Below are 14,704 nucleotides of genomic sequence, written 5' to 3' on the forward strand. Positions count from 1 at the left end.
CTCACTTTTGCTACACTGTAGCCACACATCAATTTTTGAGTACATGATTCATGGCCATCCCACAACAGACCATCGACCATATTTTAGACAGAGTCGACCTTGTCGAGTTGATTGGCCAACGCGTAAAACTTAAAAAAACAGGACGAACTTATTCGGGCTGTTGCCCTTTTCACCAAGAAAAAAGCCCATCTTTTCACGTCTATCAAGATAAACAGTATTATCACTGCTTTGGCTGCCAAGCCAATGGCAATGCTATTCGATTTTTGATGGACATCGACAGCCGTAATTTTATCGATGTGATGAAAGACTTATCAAGTCAAACAGGTATTGAACTCCCAAAAGACAATACAGACCAAAAAAAACTGAGCTATAAAAAAACCAATACGCCAACACAAACAACACCCAGTAGTATCAATACCAAAGAAGAAAGTCTTACTTTTCAACCCGAACATGACCCTTTTGCAATCTTCTCTGAACAAGAAAACTTTGACCATTCAGACTTACCTATTGCACAAAATATTGATCAAGAAGGCAACCTATATGACTTACTGGAAAATGTAGCGCAGTTTTATCAACAACAACTCAAACACAGTACGACTGCCCAACAGTACTTTAAACAGCGTGGTTTAAGCCAAACAACCATAAATGATTGGCGTTTAGGCTATGCACCAGAAGATTGGCAACATTTAGATAAAGCATTTGCATCAGATATTGAAGGGCTTAAAAAAGTTGGACTGATTCGTACCAGTGATAACGGTCGAGATTTCAACTTACTGCGGGAACGCGTTATTTTCCCTATCCGAGATCCTAAAGGTCGTATTGTTGGTTTTGGTGGTCGAGCACTCAACAATGAGATTAAGCCCAAATATATTAACTCTCCAGACTCAGATATTTTTCATAAAAACCAACTGCTCTATGGCTTATATGAAGGCACAAAAAATAAAGCCAAAGATTGGCTCATGGTTGAAGGCTACATGGATGTGATTGCACTGAGTCAAGCAGGCATTCATGGTGGTGTGGCAACACTGGGTACAGCAAGCAACACAGAACACTTAAATGTTTTATTTAAGCGTAACCCTCGTCTAACCATTGCGTTTGACGGTGACCAAGCAGGGCAAAAAGCGGCCCGCAGAACACTCGAAATTGCATTACCACTTTTAGAAGACGGTAGAGAATTAAAGTTTTTTATTCTACCCAATGATCACGACCCAGACTCACTGATACAAAGAGAAGGTTTAGAACATTTTAAGTCACTTTGGCAAACTGCCCCTTTACTATCAGATTTTTTATTTGCCCTACTTACGCAAGGTGAAAATATTACTCACCCTGAAGGCAAAAGCCATGTGATGGGAGAGCTTAAAAACCTCACTAACATGTTACCTCCTAAAGGCTCTTATCGCTATCTGTTAGCACAATCGTTTAGGGAAAAGTTAGGACTTGGCCGACGCTTTACCCCTCAAAATAATAATGATGCATCACTGTCTTTTAATATTCAGACCAAAGACAAAGACTTTGCTATTGCACTACTGATTAGTCAGCCGTTTTTGTATAAAGAATTTGAACAGTTGCGGGCTTATGTACCGCAAGAAGATTTGCTTGGCTATGTGTTAAGCACACTCGATAAAATATTTGACCACTTACCCGAAGACCCCGATGCTGCTGTCTATTATGTGCTTGGTGCAACAACAGCTGCACAAATAGAAGTTACAACGATTTTAAAAACAACCAATATATTTAATTTAATTGAATCGCCTGAAAAAGCATTAAACCTTGCGAAAGAATATTCATTAAGCCTACAAGAAGATTACCTTAAAGAGAAAATGAAAAAACCTTCATCCCTTGCAGAGTCACAACACTTGCGTTTAAAGCTTAATGAGCTGACCAAACAAATTAGCCTCAAATTACTACAATGAGATAAAAAATAATGGGCAGTTTAAACTGCCCATTATTTAAATCTTTTTAAAATCAGTGAAAAAATCGATTACATTGGGTACGCACAAACTGTTGTACATGCATACGTTTTTCACTCAAAGACTCTTTTTGTTTTTGCTGTAACTCTTCAAACTCACCATCAAACACGCCAATAGATGGCAAATGAATCTTAATATTTTCAGGGAAGTTTTGCTTAAATGAATCTGCTTTCTCATTCAGCTTAATTAAAGCTAAACGCTGATAAGCACGACCATGACGAACCCACTGTGCATGAGACACCTGTTGTAATAGCTGACCTAAATCTTTATTTTTCATTGTCATCACCTCAACTCAATCGCAACATTATGGCCAAAAGTAAGAGGGGTTGTACTAACCAGCACTTAGCTTTTTGGCGAGTCATTTATCTACAAAAGATATTACAACCAAATGTTGTTTTCTGCCAAGCACCTCAAATCAAGAAATAGTAATACTATAAAATAAAGTAAATAAAAATCAAAAAGTTAATTAAAAAATAAAGAATGACCAACAAGTTCAAAATAAAATATTGACTTCTATTAATGTTACATTTTGCCTAAAACACTAATCAAAATACTTATTTGCACGATCATCACGCAGAATCTGCTGTAAATGTGTTTTTAGCCATTCGAAGTATTCAGGTTCATCTTCCTTTACTGCCTCACGCAATAAAATAGATGCTGGATGTAAAAGCTTATTTGTTAATCGATGTGCAAAATTCTTCATGACTTCTGCTGCATCTTCACCCGCTTCAAGGTGTTGCAATGCTAAAGCCAATTCTTGTTGTTGAATATGATGGCCTGCGTCACGATATGCACTAATCACACCACCAGCGTGTCTTAATTTTTGATGTGACACCAATTGCATTGCAAGCTGGTTGACCATCACTTCAGCTTCTACTGCAGCTTGACGGCGCTGTGCTAAATTTTCATCAATCACAGTTTGTAAGTCATCAACACCGTACAAATATACGCCATCTAATATATCAACTTTAGGATCAATATCCCGAGGTACAGCCAAGTCAACCAATAGCATTTGCTGATAACGACGACGCTTCAATGCAGACTTGACAGATTTAAAGTCGATCACTTGATGTAAGCTCCCCGTACAACTAGAGATAACATCAGCACGGTGTAAATGTTGCTCTAAATCAGCAAAGGGAATCACCTCCACATCAATAGAATGAGCTAATTCTGTTGCCAATTGTTGTGCACGTTCAGCACCACGGTTACAAATCAAAATTTTAGCAACCCCCATATCAGCCATATGCTTTGCAACCAAGCTATTCATTTCACCAGCTGCAACCATTAACACAACTAATTTTTCAGGGTGACTAAAGACTTGATGTGCCAATTGCGCCACAGCATAGCCCATAGATACGGCATGGCTACCTACAGCAGTTTCCGACCGCACACGTTTGGCGGCGTAAAAAGCATAGTCAAAAATACGGTTTAAGCTTGAGGACACAGTACCTTGATTTTTTGCCAGAGATAAAGCACTTTTCACTTGGCCTAAAATTTGTGGTTCGCCTAACATCAGTGAATCGAGGCCACTCGCTACACGCATTAAATGTGAGACTGCTTGAATATCTTCATGACAATAAACGTGAGTTGCTAGCTCAGACACAGCCACATTATTAGTACCTGCCAACCACTCAAGTAAAACTTCTCGTGAGTGCGCATTGGCATATACCTCTGTTCGATTACAGGTAGACACCACAACCAAGTCATTGAACTGATCTTGTTTAGACTGTACGAGCAATAGTTCAGATAAACGATCTGCATTAAAAGCAATTCGCTCACGTAACTCAACAGTTGCTGTATGATGGTTGACACCAAGGGCAAAAAACGTCATCTAGTCATATCATCATTTAACAAAAATTATGCATGTGTTATTGTGCATCATATGTATGGTCATCAGAAAAATTGGATAACAACTTGCAATACCTCTCTCGCAAGCATTCAGGAATACTGATTCGGCGCTATTCTAACACAATCTTACTCGTAAGTAGCATGGCCTTGTTTATGTCGGGGAGAATATCTGCACAAAATCATACAACTACACACGACAACACACTCCCAATCAAACGCAGTATGATTGCCGAATTTGCTTTACAATATGGCGAACCAAAACTGGCATTACAAAACTATACAGACTTAGCCATACACACTGATTCTACCATTGCCAAACAACGAGCGCTTGATATTGCACTCGATGAAAACGATTTAAATGCAGCTTTGAGCATTGTCATGCACTGGGTCAAACAAGATCCATCAGATGTTCCCGCCTTGTTTTATCTGACTCATATTTCACTTAAAGCACACAAATACGAGCTCACAGCGAGTACATTAGATAAGATTTTAAGCATTGATTCAGATGCTGACCTTGCAGAAATACTTACAGGAATTTCGCCTGACAATGCCTCAGATCGCAATGCCCTTTTAGAAACACTACGAAAAAGTCGAGCAAGACATAACCCATCTATCATTGTGCTTATCGCGAACTTAGAAGCACAAAATAATGAATTTACTCAAGCCATTAAAGATGTAGAGCGCGCATTGCATAAGCGCCCACATGTTACAAGCTTTATCTTACTCAAAGCCAATCTGCTTGAACTGAACGGCAATCAAGTCGCGACCGAGGCATGGTACCAATACTCAAGTCTGTACCATCGCCACAATTATGAAGTCCGACTTGCCGAAGTAAAGTATCTGACTAAAATTGGCAAGCCACAAATTGCATTAAAAAAACTACAATCCATCATTCAAATGTGGCCACAAGCAGATGAAGCACTTTTCATTGCGGGGCTTACCAGTATTGACTTAAAAAGATATGACCTTGCTGAACACTACTTAATTCAACTTGGTCATTCCAATCGCTACCAAAATGAAGCCAACTATTACCTTGCAATTAATGCTGAGCGCAAGCAACACTACGAAACAGCCATTGTTTATTATAGACGAGTTGATGGAAGCTTATATACTGTTTCACGCAGAGCGTTAATGAGTATTTTTGATAAAACAGATCGGTTATCAGATGCATTACGCTTTTTAACCCAAGAACGTGTAAATTACCCACAACACGCAAGTTTCTTATACCAATTACAAGCAAATATTTAAAAAAAACAAAATGATAAACAAGCTGCGATTGAGCTTCTTCATGAGGCCATACAAAACCTACCAGATGATCCAGATCTTATTTATTCACAAGTTTTACTGCTTGATCCTTTTCAAGACCGAGTACTATTAGAGCAAGATTTAAACCGTTTACTCACTTTAGAACCCAATAGCCCAACCTACCTAAATGCCTATGCATATACACTGGCAGTACAAAATCAAAGGCTACACGATGCCCGTATGTATGCAGAAAAAGCGCTCGACCAAGCGCCCGACCAAGCCTCTATTTTAGATACATATGGTTATATTGCCTTTTTGCAAAATGACTTCAAAACAGCCATTCCTGTGCTTGAAAAAGCCTATATTGCCAACCATAGCCCTAAAACAGGTGCACGCCTCGCCACTGCACTTTACTTAACTGGTGACAACAAAAAATTTATCTCACTCACAAAACAACTACAGCTAGACTTCCCTCAACATGCTGAAGTAATAAAACTCAATACACTCTTACGTCCACAATCACTGCTATAGAGTATCGCTATATGTCGTATCAAACTCATCCTCAGCATATTTTACTAATTGGTGTCGTCATCTTTTTGACAGGATGTCAACAATATCAAAAAACAAAAATCAACCCACCACCAGTACTTGCTCCAGCAACCCAGACAACTACAACACCAAGTAACCAATTTTCAGTGCAAGGGAAAATTGGCATAAAAACACCAACCCAATCAGGTAGTGCATTTTTTACGTGGCAACAAGACCAAGATACGTTTAATATTGAACTCTCAGGAGCACTTGGTATTGGAAAGACGAACATTCAGGGTAACTCACACCATGCCACGCTGATCAGTGCTAAAACAGGTACGATTGAATCTGAATCACCCGAACAATTACTAAAACAAGCTACGGGTTGGAATGCACCTATTGGTAATTTAACTGCATGGATACAAGGTCAAGCAGCAACGTCACAAGCACAGATCCAACATGACTCAGAAAATCGTATTAATCAACTAGATGAAGATGGCTGGCAAGTTAATTTCAGCTACCATCCAGCACAAGAACTTCCCAATAAAATCATTATAAAACAAATGCTTGATAACAACCAAGAAAACCGTATTACCCTTATTATAGAAAATAGATAAGCCATGTATATTAAAGCCCCTGCACCCGCAAAACTTAATTTATTTCTACATATTACACACCAAAGATCAGATGGTTATCATGAATTACAAACTATTTTCCAACTAATAGGCCTCTATGATTGGCTCACCTTTAACTCAACAGACAACACATTAGATATTAAAATTGATGGTGTTTCAGACATACAATTAGAAGATAATTTAATCTACAAAGCTGCAATAGGTCTTAGAGAAAGCGCAACAACACCATGTGGTATACACATTCAACTTGAAAAAAATATTCCTATGGGCGCAGGCTTAGGCGGTGGCTCTTCCGATGCGGCAACAACGCTAATCGTATTGAATAAAGTATGGAATTGTGGGAAAAATAACCGAGAACTTGCGCATATTGCAAGCACACTCGGTGCTGATATACCCCTATTTATACATGGACAAAATGCATGGGCTGAAGGTATCGGAGATCAAATCACACCGATTAAATTACCTCAAAAACAATTTATCGTGCTAAAACCTGACTGTTTTATCAGCACTCAATTACTTTTTTCACAAAAAACATTGACAAGAGACGCTAAGCCCTCTAAATTTTGCGCCTATCAACAACAGCCATCTATTTTTGGAAATTGTTTTGAGCCTTTGGCAAAAAAACTTTACCCAGAAGTAAATGAAGCATTGCTTTATTTAAACCAATTTGGTGAAGCAAAGCTTACAGGAACAGGTGCTTGTGTTTTTGTTGAAGTGAACAATAACATGACTACTGATGACATTTTAAACCATGCGCCATGTAAATCTTACTTGGTAAATAGTTTAAACCATTCACCAGTACATGATATTTTTCAGGATTAGGGGTATCGCCAAGTGGTAAGGCAGCGGGTTTTGATCTCGCCATCCGTTGGTTCGAATCCAGCTACCCCTGCCATTTAAACATCTGAAAAACATATATTAGGGGTATCGCCAAGTGGTAAGGCAGCGGGTTTTGATCTCGCCATCCGTTGGTTCGAATCCAGCTACCCCTGCCATATATATGTGTCAAACATCAGTAGGGGTATCGCCAAGTGGTAAGGCAGCGGGTTTTGATCTCGCCATCCGTTGGTTCGAATCCAGCTACCCCTGCCATTTGACAAAAATACAGCATGTTTTTTAATCGTAAACTTGTATTTTATTGACAATAGATACAAAAAACATTAAAGTGCTGTGCAAATACTAGGGGTATCGCCAAGTGGTAAGGCAGCGGGTTTTGATCTCGCCATCCGTTGGTTCGAATCCAGCTACCCCTGCCAAATTCTTCCAAACCTGCCAACCGCCAAGGCTGCTTCATGCCCAATCTTGTCGTTTTTAGTGGAAATGCACATCCACAATTCGCTCAAAAAGTTGTAAGTCACCTACACGTTCCTTTAGGTTCAGCTTCAGTTAACCAGTTTTCAGATGGTGAAATTGCTGTTGAAATTACTGAAAATGTTCGTGGTAAAGATGTTTTCATTGTTCAGCCAACTTGCGCACCGACCAATGACAACCTTATGGAAATCTTGGTGATGGCAGACGCCTTACGCCGAGCAAGCGCAGGACGTATTACTGCTGTTATTCCGTATTTCGGATATGCTCGCCAAGACCGTCGTCCTCGTTCAGCACGTGTGCCTATTACTGCAAAAGTTGTTGCAGATATGCTTACAACTGTAGGAATTGATCGTGTTGTCATGATCGATCTACATGCTGACCAAATTCAAGGCTTCTTCGATATTCCCGTAGATAATATCTACGGTACACCAGCTTTACTTGCAGACTTACGTCAACAACAACATGATAACCTTATGGTTGTTTCTCCAGATGTTGGTGGTGTTGTTCGTGCACGTGCTGTGGCTAAACTTTTAGGTGATATCGATCTTGCAATTATTGATAAACGACGCCAAAAGGCCAATGTATCTCAAGTGATGCATCTCATCGGCGATGTAAAAGACCGTGATTGCGTCATTGTAGATGATATGGTTGACACTGCAGGCACACTGTGTAAAGCAGCTGATGCACTTAAACAATTTGGTGCACGCCATGTTGTTGCTTATGCAACACATCCTGTACTATCAGGTAAAGCCATTGAAAACTTACGTAATTCAGTGATTGATGAATTGGTTGTTACAGATACCATTCCACTCTCACCAGAAGCGCTAGAACTTGGTAAAATTCGCCAGGTTTCAGTTTCAAGCATGGTCGCAGAAACAATTCGTCGTATAAATAACGAAGAATCGATCAGCGCTATGTTCGATAGCTACTTATAAGTATTTATCAAAAATAAAGACCTTAATATTTATTAAGGTCTTTTTTATCACTAGATTGGTCGCAAATCTAGTTCCAACTCACTTAATGAGGACATCTTTATGTCAAACTTTGTATTAAATGCTCAAGAACGTGCTAACGATCAACAAGGGAAAGGTTCGAGCCGCCGCCTTCGTCATGCAGCACAAGTTCCAGCAATCATCTATGGTGGCGATGCTGCACCTGTTGCTGTAACATTAGAACTTCGTCAACTTGTACGTTTTCTTCAAGAAGATGCGTTCTTTACAGATGTTATCGAAATTAAAGTTGGCGATAAAACTGAAAGCGTTAAAATTCAAGCGCTACAACGTCACCCTTCAAAAGAAACACCTATGCACGCTGACTTTAAACGCGCATAAGTCAATCTAAGCATTATTTTGTGAAAAATATTTCGCTTATTGTCGGTTTGGGAAATCCTGGTAGTCAGTACTCCCAAACTAGACATAATGCAGGCTTTTGGTTTGTTGAGCGTCTTGCTGAACAATACAATATTAGCCTCAAAACAGATGCAAAATTTTTTGCACTTTCTGGTCGTGGTCAAATCGAAGGTCACGATGTTAGGCTACTTTTACCAACCACTTTTATGAATAAATCTGGTCAAAGCGTTATACCTTTCAGTAAGTTCTATCAAATCCCCCCAGAATCTATCTTAATCGCACACGATGAACTTGATATGAACCCTGGTGTCATTCGCTTAAAAACTGGCGGTGGTCACGGTGGTCATAACGGGCTAAAAGATATTGTGCCACACATTGGTGCTAACTTTCATCGTCTACGCATTGGTATTGGTCACCCTGGTAGCAAAGAACGTGTTGCAGGTCATGTACTGACGAAAGCACCTCGTAGTGAGCAAGATCTTATCGATGATGCAATTCATCATGCTTTATCTCGATCTCGCCCACTTATACATGGCGATATTCAAAAAGCCATGAATGAAATCAATGCATACAAGCCTTAACTTACTCTTCAATCATATCTATTAATTTTTTACCAAAACTATTAGCCCTAATCCAAGCCAGCTCATAACTCGCTTCTGCTAATTTTAAAACTTTGGCTTCAAACGCATCCCACACCGCCCTTACAGCAGATACTTTTACTCCTAAACCACTTTCATCTGCTAAGTGATTATTTTTTTCACACAATTTTAAAGCATGATAGAGTTTACGCCCCAAAGTTGCATTTGCTGGTAATCTTACTTTTTTTCTATCTAGAAATTGCTCAACTTGCAATATATCTGCATGTACAAGCATAGGTACCAAAATTCGATCTAGCTGTTCGTCTAAGCGCTTCCATACCGCTAAATGTTGTTCTTCTGTATAATTATTCCAGCGTATAACTTCATGGTCAAATCGTCTACAACCACGACACACTTGATCACCAAATACTGTTGAGCAACGACCCGCACATGGGGTTAATGCTTTTAACTGATGATCTTTACTCAAAATACACTCCAAAATCTTTTGCAAAAACCATAATTTCTATATGGATTTCTCGCTTATTTACAAATTTCACGCTAAAATATGCGCTCAATTTTTTCAAAACTTTAATAATTGGAGTATCCATGAACGCTACTGTAGAACAGCTTGCACCTGTAGAACAGCAAGCGAGCACAAGTTGGGTTGTTGCCGCATTATATCAATTCAAAGAAGTCAATGATGTTGCCAATTTACAGCAACGCCTTCTAGATTTGGTAAAAACGATTAACTTGTGTGGGACTCTGATTATTGCTAGTGAGGGCATTAATGGTACTGTAGCTGGTGACCGAAATGCAATTCATACTATACAGCAGTTTTTATTGAACGAAGGCTTTAACGACATGGAGTATAAAGAATCTTTCAGCGAAGACAAGCCTTTTAGAAAAATGAAAATTAAGCTCAAAAAAGAAATTGTGACTTTGGGTGTAGAGGTCAAACCACGTAATCTGGTGGGTCACTACCTCAACCCAAAAGAATGGAATGAACTCATTGCACAAGATGATGTTATTTTAATTGATACTCGTAATGATTATGAGTACAAAGCTGGTACATTTAAAAATGCAGTTGATCCCAAAACAGAAAGTTTTCGTGAATTTCCAGAATATGTGAAAACACAACTCGCTGAACATAAAAATAAGAAAATTGCGATGTTCTGCACGGGAGGCATTCGTTGTGAAAAATCAACCTCTTTGCTCTTACAAGAAGGTTTTGAGGAGGTATATCACCTCAAAGGTGGCGTATTAAAGTATTTAGAAGAAACACCTGCAGAAGAAAGTCTTTGGGAAGGTGAATGCTTTGTTTTTGATGGCCGTACCACTGTAAAACATGGTATGGAAGAAGGATCTAATATTAAATGCCATGCTTGCGGCTGGCCACTTAACGAAAGTGAAGCAAAATTAACAAGCTACGAGCATGGTGTTTCATGTATGTATTGTATTGAACAGACATCAGATAAACAAAAAGAAAGTTTTAGAATGCGTCAATCACAAATTGTGGCTGCAAAACGCAAACGTCTATAATTTATTTACTTTTTGATCAAGGCAGCAATTTACATTGCTGCCTTTTTTATGAGCTTATTATAATTGCAATATTCTAGATTATCATGCGCTGTATACACCATTTCAGCCTCTAAATTCTTCAATAATAAATTAACAAGATGAGAGACTTCTTTGGGCTCAAGCCGTGTAAGGTGAAATTCCACCTACCTCCTCTTTAAAAAATCAATCTATAGCAGCGATGCATTTACCCCCCATAGACCATTGAGAAAAATTTGTGCACTTATCTTACACATATGTGGCTGTAATATTTGATGATACTGTGTGTCTTTTTAATCACGTCAAATCAGTACTGTCTCACTTCTTCTTCGCCCTTTACACACGATCAAAGAAAGAATTGTGTACATCATAAAACACTTCACAAATATTATTTTTCACATTATATTTTATTGATATTATGAACATATCACTTAGATCTTAAAAAATAAGTCTAAATGTTCAAATCATGTATTGGCCTAATATAAGCGCACAAACACGACTTTACCCAATTCATAAAACAACCTGAAAAACATAAAAAAAACACCTTTTTAAGAAGGTGTTTTAAAAAATATTATGGCGTATGATACATTAAGTATAATTCATTTAGGTTGTCTGGAATCTCTTCAGCCAGCTCATCCATTAACTGTCCATTACGACGAAATGATTCCATTTGAGGATCTTCATCATCAATACCACTGAACACCATAATCGGCAATGTTAAATCAACCAACTGCTCTTCAAACTCTGGTGCAAACCATGCATCTTCATTTAAAAACATTGCATCAACAAAGCCAACAGCCCAATCTCCTAGGCTAGATTCAGTATCAGCTTCTTCAACTTCAAATGGAAAACTAATTCCATCTTCATTAGCTAAATCTTGACGAATGTCATCTAACCACAGTTTAGTTTGTGCAACAATATCTTTAGGTACTGCAGTTTGCTTACCATCAAACAATTCGGCTAACCAACGATCAAAAGCTGGGCCAACGGCTATTGCAGTCAAAAAACCATGTGTTGCTGCAAAATCTAAACCATGCTCATTGGTCTCACCATCTAAATATTCGGCAAGCAAATCTAAATCTAAGCTCATTGTATTTCCTCTATCATGATGCTTAACAAGGTGTTCGATGTAGAACTACCATAACATGATTATTCATCATCAAAATCATCGTCATCATCAAAATCGTAATCAAATTCTTTAAGCTCACGTTCTAAACGGCGCTGTGCCAGTAGCTCATCAATTAAACGACGTTTTTCCAATGACTCTTTTGCAGTCACTTTACTCGATGAATCATCAAAACTTGAATCGTCATCATAATTATCATCTAATTCAAAATCGGTAGAAGACACTCAACTACACCTCAATAAAAATTGATCTCTTTAGGCGCTGTATATCTTTGTTAAAAATAAATGTCAAGATTTATATTTTAAAATTTGTTTTTCCAATCGGAAAAAGCTCATTTATGACATGGTTGTTCATTCAATAAGCGATGTCAGGCCATATGTCAGCATACATGAAAGCCATAGACAAATTGCAAGGTACAGCATTATTTTTACTTGAAAATAAAATACCTGCCCCCACTATTCACTATAAGCAAGAATGCACCATGTAATATGAGTTAAAATCCTAGATGCAGTAAATGGGAAAATCTTCAAAACAATATGACAAAGCATGGTATTATATATGGTTTTACTGCCACTGATTAACTAAAGGGTAAGCATAAGATGAGCAATATCAATTCTCCTACTTCTCAAGTAGCGGCTCTGATTAGCCGAGGAAAAGAACAAGGCTATTTAACTTACGCTGAAGTTAATGACCACCTACCAGATTCAATTACTGAAAGCGAACAAATTGAAGACATCATTCAAATGTTGAATGATGTTGGCATACCCGTGCACGAACGTGCTCCAGAAAATGACGATACCGTATTTGGTGAGTCAAATGACTCAGGCGATGAAGTTGCAGAAGAAGAAGCTGCAGCAGTTCTTGCCTCTGTAGAAAGTGAACCTGGTCGTACCACTGACCCTGTACGCATGTACATGCGTGAAATGGGCACAGTAGAACTTTTGACCCGTGAAGGTGAAATTAGCATTGCAAAACGAATCGAAGAAGGTATTCGTGACGTTTTACACTCTATCGCGTATTGGCCAAATGCGGTTGAAGTCGTACTTAAAGAATATGAAGAATATAATCTAGGCGAACGCCGCTTAGCAGACATTTTATCAGGTTATCTTGATCCAGAAACTGATGAAGATATTCCAGAAGTCATTGAGGATGAATCCTCTCTAGATAAAGAAAATACAAGTAGCTCGAAAACAAGTCCGCCAAAAGCCAAAGATGTTAAACTTGACGATGACGAAGATGAAGATGAAGAGTCAAGCGATTCTGATGACTCTGAAGGCGAGTCAGGTCCTGACCCTGAAATTGCAAAAGCACGCTTTGATGAACTGTCTAAGTCTTGGGAAGAAACGAAAGCAACCATTAAAAAGCATGGCCGTAATTCTAGTGAAGCAGATATTGCCTTACAGAACCTTGCTACCGTCTTTATGATGTTTAAATTTACCCCTAGACTATTTGACTTAATCTCAAATATGATTCGTGGTACACATGAACAAATTCGTCAATCTGAACGAGAAATCATGCGCTATGCCCTACGCCGTGGCCGTATGGATCGCAACTTATTTAGAACAACTTTTCCAGGTCAAGAGTCTAACCCAACATGGATAGACCAACAACTTGAGAAAACACCTGCTGAAACTAAAGGTCATTTAGAAAAAGTACGTCCAGACGTTTTAGCATTTCAACAAAAAATTGCAGATATTGAAACTGAACTTGGCTTACGTGTTGTTGAAATTAAAGACATTTCTAAACGTATGGCTGTTGGTGAGGCAAAAGCCCGCCGCGCCAAAAAAGAAATGGTTGAGGCAAACTTACGTCTAGTAATTTCAATCGCCAAAAAATATACCAACCGCGGTCTACAGTTCCTTGACTTGATTCAAGAAGGTAACATTGGCCTCATGAAAGCGGTTGATAAATTTGAATACCGCCGTGGTTATAAGTTCTCGACTTATGCAACATGGTGGATTCGTCAAGCAATCACTCGTTCTATTGCCGACCAAGCCCGTACTATTCGTATTCCTGTACATATGATTGAAACGATTAATAAAATTAATCGTGTATCACGTCAGTTACTGCAAGAAATGGGCCGTGAGCCCACACCTGAAGAACTTGGTGAACGCTTAGAAATGGATGAAGTCAAAGTTCGAAAAGTGCTTAAAATTGCCAAAGAACCAATTTCAATGGAAACGCCAATCGGTGATGATGAAGATTCACATCTAGGTGATTTCATTGAGGACTCAAACATTACTTCACCTGTAGATGCTGCAACTTCTGAAGGATTAAAGGAAGCGACACGTGATGTATTAGAGAATCTCACAGAGCGTGAAGCAAAAGTACTGAAGATGCGTTTTGGTATTGATATGCCAACTGACCATACACTAGAAGAAGTGGGTAAACAGTTTGATGTAACACGTGAGCGTATTCGTCAAATTGAAGCCAAAGCGCTACGTAAATTACGCCACCCTTCTCGCTCAGAGCATCTACGTTCATTCCTAGAAAATGACTAAATCTATGCCATTTCGCCCATAATCTCCATTTAAAACGCCTGCTTATTGCAGGCGTTCAT

The 14,704-nt window shown here is 38.8% G+C and carries 13 protein-coding genes, 4 tRNA genes and 1 pseudogene; 13 read left to right on the plus strand and 5 right to left on the minus strand.

All coding sequences use genetic code 11. The annotated features are described in order from the left end of the window. Positions 1-50 precede the first annotated feature (50 nt). A complete protein-coding gene (locus BLS38_RS05195; RefSeq protein WP_092747380.1) occupies positions 51-1,913 on the plus strand; it encodes a DNA primase in 1,863 nt (620 codons plus the stop codon). A gap of 52 nt (positions 1,914-1,965) precedes the next feature. Here BLS38_RS05195 and BLS38_RS05200 read toward each other — a convergent pair whose 3' ends face one another. After that, on the minus strand, positions 1,966-2,247 hold the full coding sequence (locus BLS38_RS05200) for a hypothetical protein (protein ID WP_143230112.1): 282 nt from the start codon (positions 2,245-2,247) through the stop codon (positions 1,966-1,968). Positions 2,248-2,511: 264 nt separating this feature from the next. Then, entirely contained in the window at positions 2,512-3,801 is a 1,290-nt protein-coding gene (gene hemA, locus BLS38_RS05205; RefSeq protein ID WP_092747384.1) for a glutamyl-tRNA reductase, read from the minus strand. Between the two features lie 83 nt (positions 3,802-3,884). Here hemA and BLS38_RS05210 point away from each other — a divergent pair. The 10 genes and pseudogenes from BLS38_RS05210 to pth all read left to right on the plus strand — a co-directional run bounded on the left by BLS38_RS05210 (position 3,885) and on the right by pth (position 9,467). Continuing rightward, positions 3,885-5,594, plus strand: a pseudogene (locus BLS38_RS05210) (tetratricopeptide repeat protein). Between the two features lie 11 nt (positions 5,595-5,605). After that, a complete protein-coding gene (gene lolB / locus BLS38_RS05215) occupies positions 5,606-6,208 on the plus strand; it encodes a lipoprotein insertase outer membrane protein LolB (RefSeq protein ID WP_092747386.1) in 603 nt (200 codons plus the stop codon). Positions 6,209-6,211: 3 nt separating this feature from the next. Beyond that, entirely contained in the window at positions 6,212-7,048 is an 837-nt protein-coding gene (gene ispE, locus BLS38_RS05220; RefSeq protein WP_092747388.1) for a 4-(cytidine 5'-diphospho)-2-C-methyl-D-erythritol kinase, read from the plus strand. Beyond that, positions 7,047-7,121: transfer RNA gene (locus BLS38_RS05225), tRNA-Gln, on the plus strand. Before ispE ends, BLS38_RS05225 begins: the two co-directional genes overlap by 2 nt. 25 nt (positions 7,122-7,146) lie before the next feature. Further along, positions 7,147-7,221 (plus strand) — tRNA-Gln (locus BLS38_RS05230). A gap of 22 nt (positions 7,222-7,243) precedes the next feature. After that, positions 7,244-7,318 (plus strand) — tRNA-Gln (locus BLS38_RS05235). Positions 7,319-7,407: 89 nt separating this feature from the next. Further along, positions 7,408-7,482 (plus strand) — tRNA-Gln (locus BLS38_RS05240). Positions 7,483-7,518: 36 nt separating this feature from the next. Then, positions 7,519-8,472 (plus strand): ribose-phosphate pyrophosphokinase, encoded by a 954-nt coding sequence (locus tag BLS38_RS05245; RefSeq protein WP_092747390.1) that lies wholly within the window; start codon positions 7,519-7,521, stop codon positions 8,470-8,472. Positions 8,473-8,571: 99 nt separating this feature from the next. Then, on the plus strand, positions 8,572-8,868 hold the full coding sequence (rplY, locus tag BLS38_RS05250; protein ID WP_092747392.1) for a 50S ribosomal protein L25: 297 nt from the start codon (positions 8,572-8,574) through the stop codon (positions 8,866-8,868). 20 nt (positions 8,869-8,888) lie between these two features. After that, positions 8,889-9,467 carry an aminoacyl-tRNA hydrolase gene (gene pth / locus BLS38_RS05255; protein ID WP_092747394.1) on the plus strand — a complete coding sequence of 193 codons (579 nt, stop codon included), beginning with the start codon at positions 8,889-8,891 and terminating at the stop codon, positions 9,465-9,467. 1 nt (position 9,468) lies between these two features. On the opposite strand, the gene BLS38_RS05260 is transcribed toward pth, so the two are convergent. Then, positions 9,469-9,951, minus strand: coding sequence for a DUF1289 domain-containing protein (locus BLS38_RS05260; RefSeq protein ID WP_092747396.1), 483 nt, complete (start codon positions 9,949-9,951; stop codon positions 9,469-9,471). A 119-nt stretch (positions 9,952-10,070) separates the two neighbouring features. Here BLS38_RS05260 and trhO point away from each other — a divergent pair, with 119 nt between their 5' ends. After that, a complete protein-coding gene (gene trhO / locus BLS38_RS05265) occupies positions 10,071-11,003 on the plus strand; it encodes an oxygen-dependent tRNA uridine(34) hydroxylase TrhO (protein ID WP_092747398.1) in 933 nt (310 codons plus the stop codon). Positions 11,004-11,589: 586 nt separating this feature from the next. Here trhO and BLS38_RS05270 read toward each other — a convergent pair. Together BLS38_RS05270 and BLS38_RS05275 are read right to left on the minus strand one after the other, a co-directional pair. Continuing rightward, positions 11,590-12,108 (minus strand): YecA/YgfB family protein, encoded by a 519-nt coding sequence (locus BLS38_RS05270; RefSeq protein WP_092747400.1) that lies wholly within the window; start codon positions 12,106-12,108, stop codon positions 11,590-11,592. Between the two features lie 59 nt (positions 12,109-12,167). After that, positions 12,168-12,368 carry a PA3496 family putative envelope integrity protein gene (locus BLS38_RS05275; RefSeq protein WP_092747402.1) on the minus strand — a complete coding sequence of 67 codons (201 nt, stop codon included), beginning with the start codon at positions 12,366-12,368 and terminating at the stop codon, positions 12,168-12,170. A gap of 375 nt (positions 12,369-12,743) precedes the next feature. Here BLS38_RS05275 and rpoD point away from each other — a divergent pair, with 375 nt between their 5' ends. Continuing rightward, the gene (gene rpoD / locus BLS38_RS05280; protein ID WP_092747404.1) at positions 12,744-14,645 is read left to right on the plus strand and encodes an RNA polymerase sigma factor RpoD; all 1,902 of its coding nucleotides are present in this window, start codon (positions 12,744-12,746) and stop codon (positions 14,643-14,645) included. Positions 14,646-14,704 lie beyond the last annotated feature (59 nt).

The organism is Acinetobacter boissieri, assembly GCF_900096955.1.
GTDB lineage: Bacteria > Pseudomonadota > Gammaproteobacteria > Pseudomonadales > Moraxellaceae > Acinetobacter > Acinetobacter boissieri.

Coding starts and splice junctions, on each gene's coding strand:
- BLS38_RS05195 (WP_092747380.1), top strand. CDS start 51: ATGGCCATCCCACAACAGACCATCGACCATATTTTAGACAGAGTCGAC.
- BLS38_RS05200 (WP_143230112.1), bottom strand. CDS start 2,247: ATGAAAAATAAAGATTTAGGTCAGCTATTACAACAGGTGTCTCATGCA.
- hemA (WP_092747384.1), bottom strand. CDS start 3,801: ATGACGTTTTTTGCCCTTGGTGTCAACCATCATACAGCAACTGTTGAG.
- lolB (WP_092747386.1), top strand. CDS start 5,606: ATGTCGTATCAAACTCATCCTCAGCATATTTTACTAATTGGTGTCGTC.
- ispE (WP_092747388.1), top strand. CDS start 6,212: ATGTATATTAAAGCCCCTGCACCCGCAAAACTTAATTTATTTCTACAT.
- BLS38_RS05245 (WP_092747390.1), top strand. CDS start 7,519: ATGCCCAATCTTGTCGTTTTTAGTGGAAATGCACATCCACAATTCGCT.
- rplY (WP_092747392.1), top strand. CDS start 8,572: ATGTCAAACTTTGTATTAAATGCTCAAGAACGTGCTAACGATCAACAA.
- trhO (WP_092747398.1), top strand. CDS start 10,071: ATGAACGCTACTGTAGAACAGCTTGCACCTGTAGAACAGCAAGCGAGC.
- BLS38_RS05270 (WP_092747400.1), bottom strand. CDS start 12,108: ATGAGCTTAGATTTAGATTTGCTTGCCGAATATTTAGATGGTGAGACC.
- rpoD (WP_092747404.1), top strand. CDS start 12,744: ATGAGCAATATCAATTCTCCTACTTCTCAAGTAGCGGCTCTGATTAGC.